Source organism: Gordonia sp. GN26 (genome assembly GCF_054823965.1).
The window spans coordinates 18,136-41,962 of sequence record NZ_JSYC01000009.1; the positions used below are offsets into that span (position 1 = coordinate 18,136).

Genomic DNA, 23,827 nt, shown 5'->3' on the forward strand with positions numbered 1-23,827 from the left:
GAGGAGTATCGGCGCATGGTTGACCTTCGAGACCTCGCCGTGCCGGTCGTCGGGGCACCGATGGCCGGCGGCCCGACGACGCCCGAGTTGGTGGTCGCCGTCGGCGCTGCCGGGGGACTCGGCCAGTTGGCCGCCGGATACCTGTCGCCCGAACGCGTCGCGGCCGACATCGCTGCCGTACGCGCCGGCGGCGTCGACACCTTCGGTGTCAACATCTTCGTCCCCGAGGCCGAGCCGGTGGATCGGGACGCCGTGGCCCGTTACCGCGACCGGCTGCTCGACTACGCCACGTCGCTCGGCGTGGAGTTGCCCGCCGTCGCGGAGCTCGGGGATGACGACGACCACTTCGACGCCAAGATCGCGTTGATGTGCGACGAGCGGATCCCGGTCGTCTCCTTCGCCTTCGGCTGCCCACCGGCGGACGCGGTCGCCGAGCTACGACGACACGGTTGCACCGTCGGGGTCACGGTCACCACCGCGGACGATGCGGTCGTCGCCGCGGATGCCGGGGCCGACTGGCTCTGCGTACAGGGACCCGACGCAGGCGGACATCGCTCTGTCTTCGACCGCCGCACCGAACCGCCCACCCAGTCACTCGACGACCTCCTGGAAGCGGTGCGTGCCCGCGTCGCACTCCCGCTGGTGGCGGCCGGGGGCGTCGCGACCCGCGATCGAGCCGACCGGCTGCGGTCTTCCGGGGCGGTCGCCGTCCAGGTGGGCACCCTTCTGCTGCGTACCCGGGAGGCCGGCACGAAACCGGCTCATGCGGATGCCCTGGCCGATCCGGCGCGCACCGAGACGGTGGTGACCCGCGCGTTCAGCGGACGCCCCGCGCGGACGCTGCGCAACCGCTTCACCGACGAGTTCTCCGAGGCCGCGGTCGCCGAGTATCCGGCGGTCAACAAGCTCACGGGTGGCGTCCGACGCGCCGCCGCCACCGATCCCGACGGCATCAACCTCTGGGCCGGGACCGGTTTCCGCGAGGCGGTCGTCGAGTCCGCGACGGATACGATCCGTCGTCTCGGCTGATTGATGTCGCGGCCGTCGCCGCGTCTCGGCGCCTAGACTCGGGAGCACGACACGAGGGGACGCCATGACCATGCATGAGATGCAGCAGTCGGCGGAACCGGACACCGTGAGTCCATCCGACCGGCCGCGATCGACGACGCCACGATCCGATCCCTAGGACGCTCGATGGCCCGTCGAACAGTCACGAAGCCCGCCGATCCCCCCTCCCGGGAGATCGCGGAGGATCTGAGCGCAGCCGGTTTCACCGACGCCCGGGTCACGGGACGTGGCGGTTTCGGCGTCGTCTACCGGTGCCGCCAGCCTTCGCTCGATCGGGAAGTGGCGGTCAAGGTGCTGCGGACCGGTGGCGATGAGACCGACCGGGTGCGGTTCCTCCGCGAACAGCAGGCGATGGGGCGCCTGTCCGGTCACCCGAACATCGTCCACATCCTCGAGGCCGGCGTGACGCGGTCGGGATTCCCGTTCATCGTCATGCCTTTTCACGTCCGCGGTTCGCTCGACACCCGTCTCCGGCGACAAGGACGCTGCGATGTCGCCGACGTCATCGACCTGGGTATCAAGATGGCCGGGGCGTTGGAGACCTCGCATCGTGCCAGCGTCCTGCACCGCGATCTCAAACCGTCGAACATCCTCCTCACCGAGTACGGGCAGCCACAGCTGACGGATTTCGGCATCGCCCGCCTCGCCGATCGGGACGACACCAGCCGTGGCCTGGTCCTCGGAACCCCCGCCTACACCGCACCGGAGGTCCTGCGCGGCGACTCTCCGTCGGTGGCTTCGGACGTGTACGGGCTAGGTGCAACTCTCTACGCCGCGCTCGCCGGGCGACCGGCGTACGGACGCCGCAAGAACGAGGACCTGGTCGCCCAACTCCTGCGGATCACCACCGACGAGCTCCCGGACCTGCGGGCGCAGGGTGTGCCGGAGCCGGTGTGGACGGTCATCGCGCGGTCGGTGGCGCGGACACCGGCGGATCGCTATGCGACCGCACTCGAGTTCGGCGAGGCACTGCGACAGGCCGGCCTCGAACTCGGCCTCCCCGTAGCCGACGTGCCCGTCCCGCTCCTCACCGACCTCGACGGCCCCACGCGCATCGACACGGACTCGTCCATGGACACGTCGGGGTACCTCCACCTCGGCAGCCCGGGCAGCGGGTCGGAGTCCGGGCGTCCACCGGTCGTCGCCACCAAGTACCGGCCACCGGTCATGGCGCACGCGACGGTTCCGCGCACCCGGTTGCTCGAGCGGCTCGCCACCGACAATCGAGCCCGTCTGATCCTGATCCACGGACCCGCCGGGTACGGCAAGACCGTTCTGGCGATCCAGTACGTCCATGCGACCGAAGCCTCCGGGGGCAAGACCGCATGGATGGCGATCGACGAGGACGACAACACCCCCGCCTGGTTCCTGTCCCATCTCGTCGACGCCGTCAGCGTGACGCTCCCGGGCCTCGGAACCGAGCTCACCCGAACGCTGGAGGAATACGGCGAGGGTGCCGAGCGGTACGTGTTGACCACGTTGATCAATCGCGCCCACACGACCGACGAGCACATCCGCGTCGTGCTCGACGACTGGCATCGGGTCACCAACCCCGAGAGCCGGGCGATCGCACTGTTCCTCATCGACAACGGCTGCCATCACCTTCAGCTGGTCGTCACCAGCCGTACCCGCCTGAATCTGCCGCTCAGTCGCCTCCGCGTGAAGAACGAACTGATCGAAATCGACGCCACCGCTTTGCGTTTCGACATGGACGAGTCGCGTGAGCTGCTCGTCGGCGGCACCGGGTTGTCGATCGACGACACCGATGTCGCCGAACTCGAGGAGACGACCGACGGTTGGGTGGCCGCCCTGCAGCTGGCATCGTTGGCGCTGCGCGATCACTCCGATCCCCGGGCGGCGATCCGGCAGTTCTCGGCGAACCACCGGGAACTCGGGGACTACCTGGCCGAGAACGTCCTCGACAGTCTCGACCCCGATCTGCTCGACTTCCTGCTGGCGACGTCGGTGGCGGAGCGGATCTGCGCGTCCCTCGCGACCGCGTTGACCGGTCGGCGACGCGCGCAGAGCATGCTCGAGGACATCGAGGAACGCGACCTGTTCCTCACCCGGCTCGATCCCGAAGGACAGTGGTTCCGCTATCACCATCTGTTCGCCGACTTCCTGCGTCGCCGACTCGAGAAGCAGGAGCCCGACCGTTGCGACGAGCTCCACCGGCGGGCCGCCACGTGGTTCGCCGACCGCCGCATGTTCAGCGCAGCCGTCGACCACTACCTCGCCGCAGGCGACGACTCCGATGCAATCGACCTGGTCGAACGCGAGGGCTACGACATGCTCGAGCAGTCCAAGATGATCACCGTGCTCGGCCTCGCCACGAAGCTCCCGCTCACGACGCGCCGGAAGCGGCCCGATCTTCAGCTGGTGATCGCCTGGGCGCACGCGCTGCTGCACCACCGGGCGCCGGCGAACACGGCGCTGGCCTACATCGACGCCGCACTCCCCGCCGGGTCCGATGCCGACGGCGATGTCGCCGACATCCGCGCGGAGACGGCGCTCATCCGTGCCGCGATGACCGTTCTCGACGACCAGCTCGACGGCCTCGACGAGGCGGTCGAGGCGTGTGTCCTCCGTGCCGACAATCTCCGCCCATGGGTCCTGTCCGGTGTCGCCGCGATCGCGTCGTTCCGTGAGGTGCAGCGGTTCGCCTACGACGAGGCACGGGACTGGCAGCGCTGGGCGCGGCCGCACCATCGGCGGACGAACGGGCCGTTCAGCGTGATCTACGGGTACATCCTCAGCGGGGTGGCATCTCGAGAACAACTCGATTTCGACGCGGCCGAAGCAGCGTTCCGTCACGCGATGAGCCTCGCCCGCGCGTCTGACGAGGACCGGTCCTACGGGTCGCGCCTCAGTGGCGCGTTGCTGGGGGAGTTGCTGTACGAAAAGGGTCAGGTCGCCGAGGCGGTGCGGCTCCTCGACGGCACCTACAACCTGGGCGCGGAGGGCGGCATCGTGGAGATCATGCTTGCCACCCATGTCGTCGGAGCACGCGCGAAACATGCTCTCGGACAGGATGGTCAGGCCGCCGAACGCCTGGACACCGGGGAGCGGCTGGCGCAGGCTCTCCATCTGCCGCGAATGGCGGCGCACATCACCGCCGAACGTCTCCGCTCGGGAATCGGCGCGGCGGCCCTGACCGCGAAGTCGTTCCCCGCCGCGATGCCACACGACCTATCCGACGGCATCGTCCAGGTCACCGCCGAGAAGACCGAGGAAGCGGCCATCCGGGCGCTGCTGGCCATCGGCGACGATGACGCCCACCACGAGGCGTGCCGTCGCGCACGCGCCCTCACCGCATCGATCGACGGGCAGGCCCGACCGCGAGCAGCGCTCAACGCCCGGCTGTTGCTGACCGAATGCGTCGCCGCGAACGGATCGAACGCGGAGGCGGAGGAACTGCTGCTCCCGATCCTCGACCGCTGCGCTCGCCTGGGCCTGGTACAGCCCGTACTCGACGCGGGGCCCGCTGTGCGACAACTGGTCCGGAGGCTCGGAACGACCGGTCGTGGAGACGTGGATCCGGCGGTGGTCCCGTACCTGGACAGGTTGCACTCGGCGCCGCGGGCCGAGTGACGGCGACGAGGTCAGTGCCGGTCGAGCTGGTTCAACGTAGCGACGACCTCGGCGTAGTCCCCTCGGGACTCGGCATGACGGAGGAACTTGACCCGTTCCACCTGGATCTCGGTGGCGTCCGGCTGCGAATCGATCAGCTCGACCACCTCGGTCACGAAATCGTCGAGGGGCATGGCGAATTCGCTGTCCCGCTGTCCCGGCATCAGGTCGGTGCGGACCGCCGGAGGTACCAGTTCGACGACCTCGACCGACGTTCCGTCGAGTTGCAGGCGGAGAGACTCGCCGAGCATGTGGATGGCCGCCTTGGTGGCGTTGTACGTCGGCGTCACCCTCAGCGGGGTGAAGGCCAGACCCGACGACACGGTCATGATCGTGGCGTGCGGACGTGTCTGCAGGTGTTCGATGAACGCCCCGATCAAGCGGATCGGTCCGAGCAGGTTGGTCGTGACGGTCGCCTCGGCGGTGGCGAGGAATCCGGCCGGAGAGGACCAGTCCTCGGTGCGCATGATGCCGGCCATCGTGACGAGCACGTTCAGATCAGGATGGTCGGCGATCACCGATGCCGCCGCGGCGTCGATGCTGTCGGGGTCGGTGGTGTCGATGGCGACGGTGTGGATGTCGGGGTGTTCGGTGCGGATCTGTTCGAGGAGTTCGGTGCGCCGACCACCGACGATGACGGTGTTGCCCTTCTGCTGGAAGCGGAGGGCCAGTGCGAGGCCGATGCCGCTGGTGGCGCCTGGGATGAAGATGGTGTTTCCGGTGATGTTCATGAACTCAGTGTTCGCCCGTGGCCGCGAGACATCCAGAGAGCGGTCATCGGGGGATCGGCGATCCCTGGCTGAGCGTCGGCGTGCGCGCGATACTGCACAGATGGATCGTGATGAGCTCGCCGGCTTCCTCGTCAGCCGGCGCAACAGTCTCCAGCCGTCGGATGTCGGACTGGTGACCGGCGCGCGTCGCCGGACCGCCGGTCTGCGACGGGAAGAGGTTGCACAGCTCGCGACGATGTCCACCGACTACTACACCCGACTCGAACAGAAGCGCGGACCGCAACCGAGTACGCAGATGCTATCGGCGCTGGCACGCGCCCTGCGGCTGACGCCGGATGAACGCGACTACATGTACCGCGTCGCCGGGCACAGTGCTCCCGATCGCGTCGTCGGCTCCGACTACATCGCACCCGGTCTCCTGCGCGTTCTGGACCGGCTCACCGGTACCCCCGCGCTCATCCTGTCCGCACTGGGGGAGACGCTGGTCCAGAACGATTCCGCGCGAGCATTGTTCGGCGACGTCAGGCATCAGACCGGATTCGAACGCAGTGCCATCTACCGGTGGTTCACCCGCCCCGACGAGGAGCGGCGCCGCTATCCGGAAGACGACCACGATCGCCAGAGCCGCGCCCAGGTGGCGTCACTACGAGCCGCATACGGCGTCATGGGCGCACGATCCCGTGCCGGTGAGATGGTTCGTGAATTGTGTCGTCAGAGTGAGGAATTCGCCGCCCTGTGGGAAACCCACCTGGTCAGCCGACGGTTCGAGGACCACAAGACCCTCATCCATCCCGAGCTGGGGCCCATCGAGGTCGACTGTCAGGCACTGTTCACCGAAGACCAGACCCAGGTCCTGCTCGTCCTCACCGCGGCCCCGCGAACCGATGCGGCGGCCAAGATCGAGCTGCTCAACGTTCTGGGCACGCAGCAGATGAACCCGAGTCGTGAATGACGCTCAGCGCGAGTCGGGCTCGACGTTGTTGATCCGCCGCCCGATCGACGACACCTGACGTAGTTGGGTACGGGTCAGGCGGTCGACGACGAGCCGACGCACGTTGGCGACATAACCCGGCGCAGTGGCCACCACCTTCTCCCATCCCGCCTCGGTCAGCACGGCATTGGTGAAGCGTCCGTCCTCCGGGCACTGGTAGCGGCGAACCCATTCCCGCTTCTCCAGCCGGCTCACCACATGGGAGAGTCGCGAGAGGGAACCGTACGACATCTCGGCGAGCTCACTCATCCGCAAGGTGTGCTCGGGCGCCTCGGAAAGCGCTGCGAGGACCTCGTATTCGAAGTGGGTCAGCTGAGCGTCACGGAGCAGTTGGGCGTCGAGAGCGTGGGGGAGCCTGGCCAGCGCCGTGGCCACCTGAATCCAGGCGTCCATCTCCTCGTCGTCGAGCCACTCGGGCTCCTGCTCTTGGGACACCCGGGCAGTCTATCGGATCAATTCACTTGAAGCGTCACTTGACTCTTCAACTCATCCCACCTAGGTTCGTCAATTGACACGTCAAGTCATCCCTATCGAATCCAAGGCGGTTTCCATGTCCAATCCCATCGTCCGCAGCGTGGGAATCCTCCTCGCACGCATCGCCATCGGCGTCGTGTTCCTGGCCCACGGCCTACAGAAGTTCCAGCAGAACGGCTGGGCCGGACCGAAGGCCGGATTCGAGATGATGGACGTTCCGCTGCCTGCGGTCTCCGCGTTCCTGGTCACCTGGCTCGAGATCCTCGGCGGCATCGCCCTGATCGTCGGCGCGCTCACCCCGATCGTCGCCATCCTCTTCGTCATCGACATGCTGGGCGCGCTGTTCATCACCCACATCGACAACGGCCTCTGGGCATCGGACGGCGGCTACGAGTTCGTGCTGACCCTCGGCGCCGGCGCACTCCTCCTCGCCGTCGTGGGCGCAGGCCGGTTCAGCGTCGATGCGATCCTCGGCACCAGGCTGCCCTGGCTCGCCGTGGACGGAAACCGTCCGGCAGCTCCCGTCGGTGCCGCCAACTGACCGGATACGCAACCGGATTCGGACCCGCAGCACTGCTGCGGGTCCGTTCTGTACCGGAGTAGATTCACGCGCAGTGCCCACCTCACCGAAGGACCCCCATTGCCCTGGATCCTCCTTCTCGGCGCGATAGCGTCCGAGGTCGCCGCGACGTTGTCCCTCAAGGGTTCCGAATCGCTCCCTGCCCTCTACCTGGTCGTGGTCGTCGGTTATGCGACGGCATTCCTGTTGCTGGCAGCAGTTCTCAAGCGGGGGATGGGGATCGGCGTCGCCTACGGCGTGTGGTCGGCGACCGGCGTCGCCCTGACAGCCGTACTCGCCTCGCTGATCTTCGACGAGGCGTTCAGTCCCGTCATGGCGGTGGGAATCGTGTGCATCATGATCGGCGTCGTGCTGGTCGAGTCCGGATCCTCGTCCCACGCACCTGTCGCGACACTGATCGACGAGGCCTGAGCGTGGGATACGTCTTCGTCATCCTCGCGATCGTCGCGGAGGTCAGCGCGACCTTGGCACTCCGCGTGGCCACCAACGGGCGGCCGCGGTTCTACGGGATCGTCGTGACCGGCTACCTCGCCGCATTCGCCGCGCTGACGGTGGCGCTCCGGCAGGGCGTTCCCCTCGGCGTCGCCTACGGGATCTGGGCAGCGACCGGCGTCGCAGCGACGGCCGTAGCGGCTCACTTCCTGTTCCGGGAACGGCTCACCCCGAGGATGCTGGCCGGCATCGCCGTGATCGTCGTGGGGGTGCTGTTGGTCGAGCTGGGAGCGGTGCACTGAGACTCCCCGGAGTCGGTCGATCGACCAGCTCACCCGTCGCTCTATACCATGTCTGAATCGACATGTCTCGGTAATCCGTGATTTTGCTCATTTGCGCCTGTGCTTATCCTGAGGAGCGTGACCCCCACAGTAGGTAGTTCCGTGCCATCGGGACGTATTCGCAACACCGCGTTCGCATCGAAGGTGATGTCCGCCGACGACGCCGTGAAGTACATCCAGCCCGACGACACCGTGGCGATCAGCGGTTTTGCCAGTGCCGGAACACCGAAAGTCATGATCCCGGCGCTCGCCGAGAAGATCAGAGGAGCCCGGGCGACCGGCTCGAATTTCACGATCAACCTGCTGACGGGCGCTTCGGTCTCCACCGAGACCGAGCGTCTCCTCACCGAGGTCGACGGCATCGCACTGCGCATGCCGTACCAGTCGGAGAGCACCGCCCGTAAGCGCATCAACGACGGTCGGATGGACTACGTCGACATCCACCTGTCCCACGTGGCGCAGCAGGTCTGGGTGGGCTACTACGGCCAGGTCGACGTCGCCGTCGTCGAGATTTCCGGAATCACCGAATCGGGGGAGCTGATTCCGGCCGCATCCATCGGCAACAACAAGACCTGGCTCGACGTCGCCAAGAAGGTGATCCTCGAGGTCAACTCGTGGATCCCCGAGGCCGTCGAGGGCATGCACGACGTCTACTACGGCACCGCGCTGCCGCCGGACCGCAAGCCGATCCCGCTGACCCGCGTACAGGACCGGATCGGGCAGCCGACGTTCCGGGTCGACCCGGCCAAGGTCGTGGCAGTGGTGGAGACCAACTGCCGTGACAGTGCCAGCCCGGTGACACCGCCCGACGCGATCAGCGAGGCCATCGCCGGCCACGTCCTGGAGTTCTTCGACTACGAGGTCCGCAACGGCCGGCTGCCCGCCGACACGCTGCTTCCACTGCAGGCGGGCATCGGCAACGTCGCCAACGCCGTTCTCGGCGGTCTGGACCGCGGCCCCTACAAGGGTCTGACCTGCTACTCGGAGGTCATCCAGGACAGCATGCTGCGGCTGATCAAGGACGGGACCGTCGCGCACGCATCGTCGACCGCGCTGGCGCTCAGCGAGTCCGGTATCGAGGAGTTGACAGCCAACGTCGACTTCTACCGGAACCACATCACTCTGCGTCCGCAGGAGATCAGCAACCATCCCGAGGTCGTCCGGCGTCTCGGTGTGATCGCGATGAACGGCATGCTCGAGGCCGACATCTACGGCAACGTGAACTCCACGCACGTGATGGGCACCAAGATCATGAACGGCATCGGCGGCTCGGGCGACTTCGCGCGCAACGGCTACGTGTCGTTGTTCATGAGCCCGTCCACCGCGAAGGGCGGTGCGATCTCGTCGATCGTCCCGATGACGCCCCATGTCGACCACACCGAACACGACTGCCAGGTGATCGTCACCGAGCAGGGACTCGCGGACCTGCGTGGCATGTCACCCCGGCGCCGTGCCCGGGAGATCATCGAGAAGTGTGCGCACCCGGAGTTCCGGCCGATGTTGAACGACTACTTCATCCGCGCCGACGCGATGCCCTCGGCCGGCCAGACCCCGCACATCCTCGGTGAGGCGTTCAGCTTCCACCAGCGGTTCATGGACACCGGCTCGATGCGCTGAGTGGTCTAGCGCGGCTCGTCGTCGCGCTGACCGTCCGAGGTGCTCTCGCCGTTCGTCCGGTCCTCACGAGGGTTGTCGAAGGTCACGTCGATCTCCTGGAACCCCTTGTTCCGCTGCGCCCGCACCTGTGCCGCATACGCGGCTTCGTCCCCCTTGGTGAGGATGACGTTGTCGGTGAACGGCGTCAGCAGCGACCGCGGATACAGGTGGTCCACGCGTACTGCGTTCGCCTCGAGGCAGAAGACCAGCACGATCGTGGTCACGTAGAGGAACGCGAGCAGGCCGAGAACGATCGCGAAGACACCGTTCGTCGAGCTCGCATTGGCGATGACGCGTTCGACGTACACCGCGCCGAACGTCTGGATGATCTGCCAGCAGATTCCGGCCGCGAGAGCACCGGGGAGCACGTCACGGACGGACAGGTCACGTGCGGTGCCGAACCGGAACGCCACGATGAACACGCATGTGCTCAGCACCACGGACCCGAGGATCGCGAACCACCGTCCGGCGACGCCCAGCTCGAAGCTCGCGGCGATGCCGTTGACGACGGTCAGTCCGATGACGGCGAGGCCGACCGTGGACAGCAACACCAGGCCCCGCAGGCGCACGAAGATCGGATCCGGTCGTTCGTTGCGGGGCACGGCCCAGATGGTGTTCATCGCGTTCTGAGCGGCGACGGCGACGCCAAGGCCGCCGTACAGCGAGACGAGCACACTGATGATGAGTGCCGGGATTCCTCCGCTGAGCTTCTCGGGCTCACCGAGTTGGCTCCCGATGACCGGGATCTGACTCATCGCCGAGTCGAGGATGCGCTCCTGCAGCGCCGGATTGTCGGCGAGCACGATGCCCAGGATCGTCGAGAACAACAGCAACAGCGGGAACAGCGAGATGAACGCGTAGTAGGTGCACAGGGCGGCCAGATAGGCGCCCTGATCGTCGACGAACTTGTAGATCACCGCGAGCGGGAATCCGGTCGCCGGGTGTCGTCGCTGGAAGTCGTCGATCCGTTCCGACAGCGACACCCGCTCACCCTCTGTTCGTCGTCCAGCCGGTCCTCCCGGCACCGCCCGGGCGGCGGGTGTGCTGACTGTATCCCGGCCGACGGCCGATCAGTCGTAGCCCGGTCCGTGCCGCACTGAACTCGATCTGTGCCTCAGTGAAACGGGTTCGCGGCCGGCACGCCGAGCGTGCGCAACGGCCACCCGAGCCGCCAGTACGCGAGTCCGACGATCCCGCGGGGGAAGAAGCGGCTCGTGGTGGTGACCTCGGTGCGCGCAGGATCGCCACCGAGGTCGCGAAGCGCGTACTCGACGAACCCGTTGCCGCGCGAGTCGTCGCACACCTGGACGCGGAGGAACTCCGGGTGCTTCTCCGCGATCACACGTCCACGCCGTTCGAGGGAGTCCCAGACGGCGTCGGGCGTACCGTCCTCGACGGTCGTGGACGTCGTCTCGAACACTTCCTCTCCGGCCCAGTCCGGGTCGGTCGGGATGGGTTCGGCTGCGGGGGTGTCCGCGGTCGCGTTCGCCCACGTCGCGGTTGCCGAGCCACGTTCGGCACGGCTCAGCGTCTCGGCCACCGCCCGGCTGTAGGGCGTCAGGCCGCCCGGCGGGCGGGGGATGACCGAGTCGATGTCACGGTTCCGGCAGACGGCGTCGCATTCCAACGACTCGATCAGCGGTCGCGCGATCTTGCCCCGGATCGGGGTCACCAGGCGGACCCAGCGGCTTGCCACCGACGGAGTGAGAAACGGGAGGACGACCATGGCGCGCGGGCGGAGACCGGCGACTCGTGCGTAGACCTGCATCATGTCGCCGTACTCGAGGACGTCCGGTCCGCCGATGTCCCAGGTCCGCGATTCCGGCACGTCCGCCGTGGCGGCTTCGACGAGGTAGTGCAACGCGTCGGAGACGGCGATGGGCTGGATCTTGTTGCTCACCCAACGCGGCGTCGTCATCGCGGGGAGGCGCTCGGTGAGGTGGCGGATGAGTTCGAATGATGCAGATCCGGACCCGATGAGCGTTCCGGCCTGCAGTGCGACGGTCTCGATCGACGAGTCGATGAGGATGTCGCCGACCTCGGCTCGCGATGCCAGGTGTTCGGACAGTTCGGTGCCCTCGGGATGGAGGCCGCCGAGATAGACGATCCGCGATACCCCGCAAGCCTGGGCAGCCGCCACCACGTTCTCCGCGGAGCGTCGTTCCTCGGCCGCGAAGTCGGCGTCGTTGCTCATCGAATGCACGAGGTGGTAGACGACGTCGACGCCGCGAAAAGCAGAGATCAGCGAGTCCCGTTCTGACAGATCACCTTTGACGACCTCGGCACGCGAGTCTGCCGTCCACGGTGCGTCGGGCAGCTTCGACGGTGTCCGCGCCAGTGCACGGACACGGTGCCCACGTTCGAGCAGCCGGGGTGCCAGACGGCCTCCCACATAGCCGGTGGCTCCGGTGACCAGACAGGTTCGCGCTTCGTTCACATGACTCCTCTGTACTTTCGGGCGGTACCCCTCAGGCTAGGAGCGGAAACGTCGCACATGGCCTGGCCGGTGGGAGTCGGTGCCGGATCGTTCCCAGCGGCCACGGGTCGGTAACGCGCCGTCTCAGGTGTTGCCCTGCTCGAGGGGCGAGTTCACGAACCAGAGGCTCTCTTCGTACAGGCGTTCGCTCCGCCACCCCGTCTCGGTGCGGACCATCGAGTGGTGATAGTTGCCGCCGCAGGTACTGAGCTCGGTCATCCCCACGAACTGCATGGGGTTGTAGAACATCGCCCGAACCTGTGCACGGTCGCCGTCGAAGGAGTACTCGATGTTGGTGATGAAATGCTGACTGACCGAGACGAACGCGAAGTTCTCCTCGAGCCACGCGGCGATCTCGTCCCGACTCCCGGCTCGCCCGGCCGGAGCCGAGGTGTAGTCGACGGTGGCGTCCGCGGTGAACACCGACCGCCAGAGATCCCAGTCCTTGGTGTCGACTGCACGGGCGTACCGGTGGAGCGTGTCGGCTATCTCGAACCGATCCGCGATCTCCTGGGTGTTCACTACTCTCCGTTCTGGTCGCGCTGCGCGACGCCTCGGTGGATGACCCACAGGTGGGGGAGCACGACGATTCACGTTGGCGCAGTGGCCCTTTAGATTGAGGTCGACCGGCTCCTCGCTGACTATAGACACTCGAGAACCGCAGCATGTGCGGCTCAGCAATTCCGACTGACGGCACCGCTCAGGAGGCCAGGAGGTTGCTCACCACGCGGAGGTCGTCGACGAAATCGTCGAACGCCTGGTCTCGCTTGTCCGACGGCCCGCGCAGGATCGACGACGGGTGGACGGTTGCGATCACGTCTTCGGTTCGTTCGGGTCCGACGTCGCCGTCGTCGGCCAGGTTGAACACCTCTCCGCGGTGTCGAGTGAGCCGAAACTTGCTGCCCAGCAACGCCTGTGCCGCGGTGGCTCCGAGGCAGACCACGATGCGGGGTGCGACGGCGTCGAGTTCGGCCAGCAACCACGGGCGGCAGGCCACCACCTCGGTGCGCGAGGGTTTGTCGTGGATCCGACGCTTCTGACCGGCCGCCCGGGTGAACTTGAAGTGTTTCACCGCGTTGGTGACGTAGGTGAGTTCGCGGTCGATGCCGGCGGCGTCGAGAGCACGGTCGAATACGCGTCCTGCCGGTCCGACGAACGGCTCACCCGCTCGATCCTCCTGGTCGCCGGGTTGTTCGCCGACGAACATGATCGTCGAACCCGGCGAGCCGGCGCCGAAGACCGTCTGGTCGGCCGCCTTGTAGAGGTCGCAGCCGCGGCACGTGCTCGCAGCCGCCATCAGATCGTCGAGATCACGCGAATCCGGCAGGAACTGCTCTGCACCGGGGAATGCCATGGCGCTCCTTCCCGGCGACTGTCGACCCGCGTCCGTCATACCCGGACGCCCAGGTCGCCACACCCTGTGTCTCAGTTCTTCGGCAGGGTCGCAGCCTTGCCGTTCAACCACCTCAGAGCCTGCAGTTCGGAGGTCAGGCCGACTCCGTGACCGAGGAACGTACCCGGCAGGATGACGGGCAGATGCATCGTCTCGACGGTGACATCGGCGCCCTTGGCGCGCCAGGACTGCACCATGCGATCGGTTCCGCGTGGATCGACCACGTCGTCGCCACGATTCTGGCTCACCAGGGCCGGCATCCGTGGGGCCACTCCGCCGAGTCGCTGGTCGTTCACCGCGGTCAGCCACGGCTCCTTGCGCAGATGCGCCGCGATCGGACGGCCATCATTGGTGTAGAAGGTCGTGGGTACGAACGGGAGCATCCTCAGCACGTCGAACACGCAGTACGAGTTGACATCTCGCAGAACACTCCGACCGAGCGGGTTGAACGCGGCGAGGAACTTCTCGCGATGCTGCGGGTACGCGGCGATGAAACCGTTGACAACCCAGCCGACGCCACCTCCGAGGAGGCTCCCGTCTCCCAGTCGCGCCAGGTCCGCGAGATCCGGTGCGGGAGCACCGGCGAAGGCCGCGAAGATCGGGAGCTCCGGGGCATATGTGCCGGCCAGTTCGGCAGCGGACCCGGCCGCGAAACCACCCTCGGAGTAACCCCACAGCGCGACCGGGGCTTTCGCGCTCACACCGAACTTCGGGTTGCGCGCCACACGGGCCATGTCGAGCATCGATGTCCCGAGCGACCTGCGGTTCAGGTAGGGGTGATCGCCTGGCGTACCGAGTCCTTCGTAGTCGGTCAGCGCCACCGCATAGTTGTTGGCGAGCAATGCTCCGATCGCGAGCTCCTCGTACGCCTGTCCGTACCGCAACAGACGGGACGGTGCGCACTGGTCGCCGGCACCGATGGTCCCCGAACCGACCACGACGACCGGACGCTCACCACGTCCGGTCCAGGGCTTACGGGGGACGAGGACACTTCCGGTCACGGCCGTCGGACGGTTCCTCGCGCCGGTGCTCGTATACATGACCGTCGTGGTCCGGGCGTCGATGTTCGCGCCGGTGAACGGGATGACCGCGGCGTAGGAAGGCGCCGACCTGATCAGCGACCCGGGCTGCGGGTCAAAGGTCGACGGCGGGTTGTAGAAGGTGGCGTAGGGGTCCGCCGTGGCCGACCCGACACCGACCAGCGAGCCGGTGGCAGCCACCGCACACGCCACGACGACGGCACACCAGCGGCGTCGGCCTCGTCGCACGCGATCGCCACTGAACTGCATTCTTCCCCGACCCCCGTTGGACATGTGTCCATTAGTCATGGCGTCGGCCCGTTTGTCAGCGGATCCGGGAAAATCGCATGCCTGCGACGACGGCCTTGGTCGCGCTTCGGGTCAGTGTCCCCGTGAACGCCGGAGAACGGCGCGCGACGCCAACCCGGCGGCGGCAGCGGCCGCGACCCACGGCCCGCCGACGAGGATCGGATCGAGCCACGCGTGGTTGTTGTCCACCCGCTTGCGCCCGGCCCGCGACGACCAGCCGTGGTGACTGAGTTCGGTCCCGATGCCCGTTTCGGTGAGGGGGTTGTCGGGCCGCCCCTCGGCGATCGACCGCACATGGGCCTCGGCCGCGGCGACGCGATCGGCTCCGATGAGGATCAGCCAGTGCGCGGCCCGGCCCTCGCTGAATCGGTAGGCGGATCGTCGGATCACACCGGAGAGCCCACTCGGCGGTGTGGACGTTCCGAAAACCGGTGTGAGGAAGGCATGTTCGTTGGATCGTTCCCTGGATTCGCGGTTGGGCTGATCTTCCGGGACGTCCCAGTGCACGCCGGGAGCCGGTCCGACGGGCAGTTCCTTCGGCACGGCAGGCCGGTTGGCCGGGTCGGCGTCGACGCCCCAGCCGGGTATGCGGTCGACGAGATCGGTGGTGTCCGGATCGTTGGGTCGGTCAGCGGGATAGGCGGGCATGCTGTTGTCTCCTCAGCCGGCGTCGGCGACGATGATGGGCTTGATGCAGCCGTCGAGCTTCGACGAGAAGATGTGATACCCGTCGGCGATGTGCTCGAGCGGAATGCGATGCGTGACCAAGTCATTCGGTTTGAAATAGCCATTGCGGATGTGTTCGAACAACCGGGGCCACTGGCGTTTGACCGGGCACTGGTTCATGTTGATCGTCAGGCCCTTGTTCATGGCGTCGCCGAACTTGACCGCGCTGAAGATGGGGCCGTAGGCACCCATCACCGAGACCGTGCCGCCTTTGCGGACCGAGTCGATGGCCCAGTTCAGGGCGACCGGCGATCCGCCCTGCAACTTGAGCTTGGCTGCGGTGACGTGTTGGAGGAAGTTACCGTCCGCTTCAGCTCCGACGGCGTCGATCACGCGGTCGGCGCCGATGTTGTCGGTGATGTTCTTCAGGTGGACGATGATGTCGTCACAGTCGGCGAAGTTGTAGGTCTCGGCATAGGCGAAGGACTCGGCCTTGTCGAGCCGGTATTGCAGGTGATCGATGACGATGACGCGCCCGGCACCCATGAACCACGCCGACCGGGCCGCGTACAGCCCCACCGGACCTGCCCCGAACACGATGACGGTCTCGCCCTGACGGATGTCGGCGAGCTGTGCCCCGAAATAACCGGTCGACAGCGCATCGGTGAGCAGGAGTGCGTCCTCGGGGTCCATCCAGTCGGGGATGACACTGGGCCCGACGTCGGCGAAGGGCACCCGCACGAATTCGGCCTGCCCGCCGTCGTATCCGCCACAGGTGTGCGAGTAGCCGTAGATCCCGCCCACCGCCGTCGCGTTCGGATTCACGTTGTGACAGTTGGAGTACAGGCCGCGGGCGCAGAAGTAGCAGGTGCCGCAGTAGACGTTGAACGGCACCATGACACGGTCGCCGACCTTCAGGTTCTGCACGGACCCGCCGACCGACTCGACCACGCCGATGAACTCGTGACCGAACGTCATGCCGGGCCGGGTGTCGGGCATCATCCCGTGATAGAGGTGCAGGTCGGAGCCGCAGATCGCGGCGTGGGTGACCCGGACGATCGCGTCGTTGGGATGCTCGATGCGGGGCATGGGTTTCTGTTCGACACGAACCTTGTACGGGCCTCGGTAGACCATGGCCCGCATCGTGTCGGTGCTCGTCGACGCTGTCATGTGGTGCCGGGTACCCGGCTGCTTTCCGGGCAAACGTCGCGGTCGGGAGGCCGCGACGACCGACTCCAGTGCGAGTGGAGTAGTGCTGGGGGTGTACAAAAGGACCCGGTTCATCTGCGAACCACGAAAGGATCGAGCAATGTCAGTGGTGTCGTATGTGATCGCCGGCTCCGAGGCGACCGGTGGTGCGGGAATCCAGGCCGACCTGCGTACTTTTGCTCAGCTCGGCACCTACGGCGTCGGAACCATCACCTGCATCGTGTCCTTCGATCCGAAGGCGGGCTGGGGCCATCGATTCGTTCCGGTCGACGCCGGCGTCATCGCCGACCAGATCGAGGCGGCCACCGTTGCCCACGAGCCCGAGGTCGTCAAGATCGGCATGCTCGGAACGCCCGCGACCATCTCGACGGTCGCCGAGGCGCTGGCATCCCGGACCTGGCGACACGTGGTCGTCGACCCCGTCCTGATCTGCAAAGGGCAGGAACCCGGTGCCGCCCTCGACACCGACAATGCGCTGCGTGCGGAGATACTCCCGCTGGCCACCGTGGTCACGCCGAATCTGTTCGAGGCCGCAACGCTCGCCGGCATGGACGAACTGACCAGCGTCGACGACCTCGCCGAAGCGGCTCGTCGGATCGCCGATCTCGGGCCGAAGTACGTCATCGTCAAGGGCGGGGTCGGACTCGCCGGTGACGAAGCCGTCGACGTCGTCTTCGACGGCACCGACATCACCGTCCTGCGCGCGCCCAAGGTGGGCGACGAGCGCGTGTCCGGCGCGGGCTGCGTGTTCGCGGCCGCGACCACCGCCGAACTGACCAAGGGCACCGACGTCCTCGACGCGGTCCGCGCGGCCAAGGAGTTCACCCACCGCGGGATCGTCGGGCGCATCAGCTCGACGGCCCCGTTCGACGCCGTCTGGCACGGACAGCAGTAGGGCCCCGACGCAAATCCGCGCCCACCCGCCGGAGCGGATGGGCGCGGTTCGGTCTGTCGAGGGGTCACTCGGTGGGGACGACCTTGCCGTCGACGGTCACCTCGACCTTGTCCGTGGCCTCGGTCCAGGTGATCTTGCCGTGTTCGAAGGTCGACTCCTTGACGCCGTCCTTCTCGGTCTCGTCGCTCGTGGCCACACCGAGCGGCCCCTGTGAACCGCCCTTGCCGTCGGGGGAGGGCGCACCCTCGTCGTTGCGCGGGACGTTCCAGGCGTCGCGGATCTTGCCCCACGTGATGTAGGCGGGGGTGTCCGCGTCGTCGTTCTTCGCGGTGATGACACCGCCCTCGAACTGCTGGAACACGACGCCGTTCTCGCCTTCACCGGCCGCATCGGGCCCGGTCAGCGGTTTGCCGAGATCGGCCTTCTGCGCTTCGGTCGCCGAGTCGTACTTGGCCGCGATCGATCCGCTGAGCGTGATTTTCGTGCCGTCCGGTGCGGTCAGTTCGACCTTCTTGTCGTCATCGGCGGCCTCCGACTCCGCCGACGAGATGGCCGACTCGGCCTTCGACATCCCGGACTCGACCGCACCGGATACAGCCGAGGACACCGCGGACGTGTTGTCGTTGTCGTCGTCGTTGCTGCAACCCGCCAGGCCGAGCGTTCCGATGGCCACCGCCGCTGCCGTTGCGACCAGACGTCGTGTGACGCTGTTGTGCTTCATGACTTCCTCTCGGTTCACAACCTTCAGGATCGGGAGGGCCACTGCCCACCCGCATCGGACCCTAACGAACCAAATCCGCTGATGTGGATGATCTTCGATACCGGCGCGTCATCGCCAGACCGAACGTGTCGGCACCTGACGTCCCGGGTATGCGACCGGCAAGCCCTCGGCGCCGAGCCGACAGCGGCATCGTCGAACACAGAGGAGAACCATGACGGAGACAGTCGCCGACGTCATCCTGAAACGCCTACGCGAATGGGGGATTCGGCAGGTCTTCGGATACTCGGGGGACGGGATCAACGGATTGTTGTCGGCATGGGTGCGCGCCGACGACGCCCCTCAGTTCGTGCAGTCCCGCCACGAGGAGATGAGCGCGTTTCAGGCCGTCGGGTACGCGAAGTTCTCCGGCGAGGTCGGCGTGTGTGCGGCCACGAGCGGCCCGGGAGGGATTCATCTGCTGAACGGCCTGTACGACGCGAAGCTCGACCATGTTCCGGTGGTCGCCCTGGTCGGACAGACCGAGCGTTCCGCGATCGGTGGGGCCTACCAGCAGGAGATCGACATGCACGCGCTCTTCAAGGACGTGTGCAGCGACTTCGTGCAGATGTGCACGGTGCCCGAACAGCTGCCGAATCTACTCGACCGTGCCATCCGGGTCGCCCAGGCCGAACGGGCACCGACCGCCATCATCTTCCCGTCTGACGTCCTCGAGCTCGAGTACGAACCGCCGGCCCAGGCCTTCAAGCAGGTGCCGTCGAGCTTCGGTGTCGAACCAGGGACCCCGGTACCCGACGAAGGTGCACTAGCGCGGGCCGCGGACATCCTCAACGCCGGCGAGCGTGTCGCCATGCTCGTCGGCCAGGGCGCCCGTGACTGTGTGCCCGAACTGACCGAGGTCGCCGACATCCTCGGCGCCGGCTGCGCGAAAGCCCTTCTCGGACGAGATGTCCTACCCGACACGTTGCCCTGGGTCACCGGATCGGTCGGTCTGATCGGCACCACGGCCAGTCACCGCATGATGACCGACTGCGACACGCTCCTCACCGTTGGGTCGAACTTTCCGTACTCGCAGTTCCTTCCGCCGTTCGGACAGGCTAGGGGCGTGCAGATCGACAGCTCGGCGAAGCTGATCGGCATGCGGTACCCGAATGAACTCAACGTCGTCGGTGACGCCCGGGCCACGTTGCGCGCGCTGATCCCGATGCTGGACAGGAAGCCCGATCGCTCCTGGCGCGAGAAGGTGGAGGCCGACGTGTCGCGATGGTGGTCGACCGCCGAGCATCAGGCGATGACCGCTGCCGACCCGGTGAACCCGATGCGGATCTTCCACGAGTTCTCGCTGCGTGCACCGAGCGACTCGATCGTCACCGCCGATTCGGGCAGCGCCGCCGACTGGTACGCACGGCACATCGTCTTCCGCGACGGCATGCGTGGATCGCTGTCGGGGACCCTTGCCACGATGGGTCCGGCGGTTCCGTACGCCATCGGCGCCAAATGGGCGCATCCCGGCCGGCCCACGATCGCCTTCGAGGGTGACGGCGCGATGCAGATGAACGGGCTCGCCGAGATGGTGACCGTCGCCAGCTACTGGGAGCAGTGGGACAACCCGACCTTCGTCGTGGCCGTCTTGCACAACAACGACCTCAACCAGGTGACCTGGGAACAGCGAGCGATGTCCGGATCGCCGAAGTTCCCACCGTCTCAGACACTTCCGGATGTCGACTACGCCGCATTCGCCCGAGGGATAGGTCTCACCGGGATCAACGTCGACGACCCCGACCGACTCGGCGAGGCGTGGGATGAGGCGCTGGCCGCCGGTCGTCCCGCGTTGCTCGATGTCCGGTGCGATCCCACCGTGCCGCCCATCCCGCCGCACTCGACCCGCGAACAGGCCAAAGCCCTGAGTGAGGCGCTGGTGAAGGGCGACGAGGACGCCTGGGACGTGGCGAAGAACGTCGCCAAGCACAGCCTCGAACAGTTCCTACCGGGCCGACACCGCTAGCGGGACCGGTTCACGGTTGACCGCGCTTCGGCGTCTGCTCGGCGACACCGTGGCGCAGCGGCGTGGTCGCCTCCGCTGCGGTGTCCGGGCCGACAGATGACCCGGCGTCGGCTCCCTGAACCGGGGACGCCTTGGAGGGGTCGCCGGCGGACGGTTCCGCACCGGCCTCGAGTTGTTCGACCCGCGCGGCCAGGATCTCCTGCACCTGGACGCGGCCGGCGGTGGACCGCTCGTGTTCCAGCAGCTGTCTGACCTGGTCGAGCTGGAGAGACCTGATGCGGTGTGTGATGTCTCCGACGGATAGTTGGTCGAAATCGGGTAGCGGGAGTTCAGGTGTTGCGCTCATGTCGTGGGCGTACCCGGACACACGCTTTCCTAACGTGGTTCGACGGGATCGACCGGGCTCGGTGCTGTCCCGCCGCCGGCTGAGGCATCCTGGATGCAGTATCACGCCGCACAGCCCAGGAGTTTCAGTGAGCGCACCAGAACACGTCGACGTCCTGATCGTCGGAGCCGGGATCTCAGGGATCGGCGCTGCCCGCTATCTGCGGACCGAGCAACCGTCGAAGACGTTCACGATCGTCGAGGCACGTGGTGCTGCCGGCGGCACGTGGGACCTCTTCCGTTACCCCGGCATCCGCTCGGATTCGGACCTGCACACCTTCGGCTACGAGTTCAAGCCGTGGACGGACAAGCAGGCGATCGCCGACGCCCCACGGATTCTCGACTACCTGCACGAGACCATCGAGGAGAACGACCTCACCGACCACATCCGATATCACCACAAGGTCGTCTCGGCCGCCTGGTCCTCGGATGACGCGCGCTGGCTGGTCGACATCGAACTGACTCACACCGGCGAGCGCACACAGATCAGCGCGGGATGGATCTTCTGCGGTTCGGGCTATTACGACTACGACGAGGGGTTCAGCCCCGACTTCGTCGGCGAGGACCGGTTCCGCGGCCAGATCGTCCATCCGCAGCACTGGCCGGAGGATCTGGACTACGCCGGGAAGCGCGTCGTCGTGATCGGTAGCGGCGCAACGGCAGTCACACTGCTGCCGGCGATGGCCGACGAAGCCGAGCACGTGACGATGCTGCAGCGGACGCCGACGTATGTCATCCCCCTGCCACGCGAGGACGCCCTGGCGAACACGCTCAAGAAGGTCTTCGGCAACGAGCGTGGCTACGCGCTCACCCGCCAGAAGAACGTCGCCCAGCAACGAATCCTCTTCGAACTGTGTCAACGGTTCCCGCAGGTCGCGCGGCGGATGATCCGGAAGATCAACGAGTCGCAACTGCCGGAGGACTTTCCGGTCGACGTCCACTTCAATCCGCCCTACGACCCGTGGGATCAGCGTCTGTGCGTGGTACCCGATGCCGACCTGTTCCGCACCATCCGGGCGGGCAAGGCATCGATCGTCACCGACCGGATCGCATCCTTCACCGAGACCGGGATCCTCTTGGAGAGCGGTGCCGAGATCGAAGCCGACATCATCGTCACCGCAACAGGTCTGAACATCAAGATCATCGGCGGCATCGACCTCACCGTCGACGGGGAGCCGGTGTCGCTGCCGGAAACCGTCGTCTACCGCGGGATCATGCTGTCGGGAGTACCGAACTTCGCGCTGGCGATCGGGTACACCAATGCCTCGTGGACACTGAAGATCGGTCTGCTCTGCCAGTATTTCTGTAAGTTGCTCGGCTACATGGACTCTCACGGTCACGACGCGGTCTGGGCGGTCGCCGATCCGGACATGGCCACACGTCCGCTACTCGACTTCGGCGCCGGCTACGTCCAACGCGCTCTCGACACCCTGCCGAAGCAGGGACCGCACGCACCGTGGGTGATGTCGATGAGTTACTACGCCGACCGCCGTCTGTTCAAGGGCGATGTCGCCGACGAGAACCTACGGTTTGCCCGGGCGCGGCAGCCCGAGGTGCTCACGTAGCGTCGTCGAGCTCGCGGCCGTCCGGTTCACTGGCTCGCCGAGTTCCGTGCGCCTCTCGGCGGTGCAAGCGCTGGGCGACGAGACTCACCCCGAAGCCGTGTAGCACGACACTCGCGAGGACTGTCACGGTCATCGCGTACAGCGTCTCGTTGGCGACCATGCCGTCGAGTTCGTTGAACGCCAGAAGCCCGAAGACGATCGACGCGGTCCCGCGCGGACCGAGCACGCCGATCAGGAGCCGGTCACGCGGGCCGATGTCGGTGCGTATCAGTGCCAGATAGACGGGGACGATTCGGAGGACGGTCAGCGCGGCCAGGGCCAGGACGACGATCTGCCAGACGAACCCGAGTTCGAAGACCAGCACGGCGGCACAACCGAAGACGAACCACATCGTGAGGGCCGCGAGCGCGCTGACGTCGTCGGCGAGGCGCAGTTGCTCGTCGCCCGGACCATCGACTCGTGCCGCCTTGTAGGCGATTCCGCAGAGGAAGGCCGCGACGAAGCCGTTGCCGCCGAGTTGTACCGAACAGCCGTAGGCGAGGATCGGGATCAGGACGAGGCTGATCCGGATGGACTGTTCGGTGGCCAGCCCGCGGCGCATCGAGAAGTTCGTCAGTCGCGCGGCGAGGAGTCCGATGACGCTGCCCGCCAACACAGCCCACAATGCAGACGGCACCGCTTGTTCGAGTGCTTCGGCGGGGGAGGAGGCGTGCTTGTGGTCGCCCGCAAGTGTCAGGGCGAAGATGAAGAGCGGCGCGATGATGCCGTCGTTGTAGCCACTCTCGATGTTCAGCAGGTGTCGAACCCGGGTGGGGAACCGCCGATCACGTACCAGCGACGAGGCGGGCGTCAGATCCATCGGGATCACCACGCAGGCGATCAGCAGCGCGACACCGACCGACATCGAGGGAAGAAGAGCGACACCCAGAAGGGTCGCCAGCGCGACCGAGATCGGCATCGCAATGACCAACAGACGCAGCGATGTTCGTCGTTCACCGGCGAAGTAACCGCCGCGCACCTCGATCGCGTCGACGAACAACAGAAGAGCCAGGATCAGTTCGACGACGGGTTCGGCCGCGTCGGTGTCGAGCGCGTTGCCGATCGAGTTGTTGGTGGTCAGCCCGATCACGATGCCGGCGACCACCATCACGATGGCCCCGGAGATCTGGAGCCGCGACAACCGGCCCGCGACCAGGGTCCACCCGACGATCACCACGATCGCGATCAATACGGGGGTCATCGACCTCGCCCACGTGTCAGCATTGACGGATCGTATCCCGACCGG

Annotated in this window: 22 protein-coding genes; 10 read left to right on the top strand and 12 right to left on the bottom strand. The window is 66.6% G+C overall.

The annotated features are described in order from the left end of the window. Window positions 1–15: 15 nt before the first annotated feature. Both OK17_RS03190 and OK17_RS03195 read left to right on the top strand, forming a co-directional pair. Window positions 16–1,029 (top strand): nitronate monooxygenase, encoded by a 1,014-nt coding sequence (locus OK17_RS03190; RefSeq protein WP_461416651.1) that lies wholly within the window; start codon window positions 16–18, stop codon window positions 1,027–1,029. A 165-nt stretch (window positions 1,030–1,194) separates the two neighbouring features. Next, entirely contained in the window at window positions 1,195–4,659 is a 3,465-nt protein-coding gene (locus OK17_RS03195; protein WP_461416652.1) for a protein kinase domain-containing protein, read from the top strand. Between the two features lie 11 nt (window positions 4,660–4,670). Here the strand turns inward: OK17_RS03195 and OK17_RS03200 are convergent, their stop codons facing one another. After that, window positions 4,671–5,429, bottom strand: coding sequence for an SDR family oxidoreductase (locus OK17_RS03200; protein WP_232715296.1), 759 nt, complete (start codon window positions 5,427–5,429; stop codon window positions 4,671–4,673). A gap of 100 nt (window positions 5,430–5,529) precedes the next feature. On the opposite strand from OK17_RS03200, the gene OK17_RS03205 reads away from it, so the two are divergent. Beyond that, window positions 5,530–6,381, top strand: coding sequence for a helix-turn-helix transcriptional regulator (locus tag OK17_RS03205; RefSeq protein WP_232715297.1), 852 nt, complete (start codon window positions 5,530–5,532; stop codon window positions 6,379–6,381). 3 nt (window positions 6,382–6,384) lie between these two features. Here the strand turns inward: OK17_RS03205 and OK17_RS03210 are convergent, their stop codons facing one another. Continuing rightward, window positions 6,385–6,855 carry a MarR family winged helix-turn-helix transcriptional regulator gene (locus tag OK17_RS03210; RefSeq protein ID WP_232715298.1) on the bottom strand — a complete coding sequence of 157 codons (471 nt, stop codon included), beginning with the start codon at window positions 6,853–6,855 and terminating at the stop codon, window positions 6,385–6,387. Window positions 6,856–6,970: 115 nt separating this feature from the next. Here OK17_RS03210 and OK17_RS03215 point away from each other — a divergent pair, with 115 nt between their 5' ends. From OK17_RS03215 to OK17_RS03230, 4 genes are all read left to right on the top strand, one after another. Beyond that, window positions 6,971–7,435 carry a DoxX family protein gene (locus OK17_RS03215; RefSeq protein ID WP_461416653.1) on the top strand — a complete coding sequence of 155 codons (465 nt, stop codon included), beginning with the start codon at window positions 6,971–6,973 and terminating at the stop codon, window positions 7,433–7,435. A 99-nt stretch (window positions 7,436–7,534) separates the two neighbouring features. Continuing rightward, window positions 7,535–7,885: a DMT family transporter gene (locus tag OK17_RS03220; RefSeq protein WP_232715300.1), complete on the top strand. Its 351-nt coding sequence runs from the start codon at window positions 7,535–7,537 to the stop codon at window positions 7,883–7,885. Window positions 7,886–7,887: 2 nt separating this feature from the next. Beyond that, complete coding sequence (locus tag OK17_RS03225) at window positions 7,888–8,208, top strand: DMT family transporter (protein WP_232715301.1); 321 nt, start codon at window positions 7,888–7,890, stop codon at window positions 8,206–8,208. 141 nt (window positions 8,209–8,349) lie between these two features. Further along, complete coding sequence (locus OK17_RS03230) at window positions 8,350–9,864, top strand: acetyl-CoA hydrolase/transferase family protein (RefSeq protein ID WP_461416679.1); 1,515 nt, start codon at window positions 8,350–8,352, stop codon at window positions 9,862–9,864. 5 nt (window positions 9,865–9,869) lie between these two features. Here the strand turns inward: OK17_RS03230 and OK17_RS03235 are convergent, their stop codons facing one another. The 7 genes from OK17_RS03235 to OK17_RS03265 form a co-directional block, all read right to left on the bottom strand. Then, the gene (locus tag OK17_RS03235) at window positions 9,870–10,886 is read right to left on the bottom strand and encodes a YihY/virulence factor BrkB family protein (protein ID WP_232715302.1); all 1,017 of its coding nucleotides are present in this window, start codon (window positions 10,884–10,886) and stop codon (window positions 9,870–9,872) included. A gap of 131 nt (window positions 10,887–11,017) precedes the next feature. Next, the gene (locus OK17_RS03240) at window positions 11,018–12,340 is read right to left on the bottom strand and encodes an NAD(P)H-binding protein (protein WP_461416654.1); all 1,323 of its coding nucleotides are present in this window, start codon (window positions 12,338–12,340) and stop codon (window positions 11,018–11,020) included. A 123-nt stretch (window positions 12,341–12,463) separates the two neighbouring features. Then, entirely contained in the window at window positions 12,464–12,901 is a 438-nt protein-coding gene (locus OK17_RS03245) for a nuclear transport factor 2 family protein (RefSeq protein ID WP_461416655.1), read from the bottom strand. Between the two features lie 178 nt (window positions 12,902–13,079). Next, a complete protein-coding gene (locus OK17_RS03250) occupies window positions 13,080–13,733 on the bottom strand; it encodes a UdgX family uracil-DNA binding protein (protein WP_461416656.1) in 654 nt (217 codons plus the stop codon). 71 nt (window positions 13,734–13,804) lie between these two features. Next, a complete protein-coding gene (locus OK17_RS03255; protein ID WP_232715306.1) occupies window positions 13,805–15,061 on the bottom strand; it encodes a lipase family protein in 1,257 nt (418 codons plus the stop codon). A 111-nt stretch (window positions 15,062–15,172) separates the two neighbouring features. Continuing rightward, window positions 15,173–15,748 (bottom strand): hypothetical protein, encoded by a 576-nt coding sequence (locus OK17_RS03260; protein WP_232715307.1) that lies wholly within the window; start codon window positions 15,746–15,748, stop codon window positions 15,173–15,175. Window positions 15,749–15,760: 12 nt separating this feature from the next. Next, window positions 15,761–16,909 carry a zinc-dependent alcohol dehydrogenase gene (locus OK17_RS03265; RefSeq protein ID WP_232715427.1) on the bottom strand — a complete coding sequence of 383 codons (1,149 nt, stop codon included), beginning with the start codon at window positions 16,907–16,909 and terminating at the stop codon, window positions 15,761–15,763. 166 nt (window positions 16,910–17,075) lie between these two features. On the opposite strand from OK17_RS03265, the gene OK17_RS03270 reads away from it, so the two are divergent. Beyond that, the gene (locus tag OK17_RS03270; protein ID WP_232715308.1) at window positions 17,076–17,870 is read left to right on the top strand and encodes a hydroxymethylpyrimidine/phosphomethylpyrimidine kinase; all 795 of its coding nucleotides are present in this window, start codon (window positions 17,076–17,078) and stop codon (window positions 17,868–17,870) included. 64 nt (window positions 17,871–17,934) lie between these two features. Here OK17_RS03270 and OK17_RS03275 read toward each other — a convergent pair whose 3' ends face one another. Continuing rightward, entirely contained in the window at window positions 17,935–18,591 is a 657-nt protein-coding gene (locus tag OK17_RS03275) for a hypothetical protein (RefSeq protein ID WP_232715309.1), read from the bottom strand. 211 nt (window positions 18,592–18,802) lie between these two features. Between OK17_RS03275 and OK17_RS03280 the strand changes: the two genes are divergently transcribed. After that, window positions 18,803–20,593, top strand: coding sequence for a thiamine pyrophosphate-requiring protein (locus OK17_RS03280; protein ID WP_232715310.1), 1,791 nt, complete (start codon window positions 18,803–18,805; stop codon window positions 20,591–20,593). 10 nt (window positions 20,594–20,603) lie between these two features. On the opposite strand, the gene OK17_RS03285 is transcribed toward OK17_RS03280, so the two are convergent. Further along, entirely contained in the window at window positions 20,604–20,939 is a 336-nt protein-coding gene (locus OK17_RS03285; protein WP_461416657.1) for a hypothetical protein, read from the bottom strand. 127 nt (window positions 20,940–21,066) lie between these two features. Between OK17_RS03285 and OK17_RS03290 the strand changes: the two genes are divergently transcribed. Continuing rightward, a complete protein-coding gene (locus OK17_RS03290) occupies window positions 21,067–22,542 on the top strand; it encodes a flavin-containing monooxygenase (RefSeq protein WP_232715312.1) in 1,476 nt (491 codons plus the stop codon). Here the strand turns inward: OK17_RS03290 and OK17_RS03295 are convergent. Next, entirely contained in the window at window positions 22,535–23,782 is a 1,248-nt protein-coding gene (locus tag OK17_RS03295; protein ID WP_232715313.1) for a cation:proton antiporter, read from the bottom strand. The genes OK17_RS03290 and OK17_RS03295 overlap by 8 nt on opposite strands. Between the last annotated feature and the right edge of the window lie 45 nt (window positions 23,783–23,827).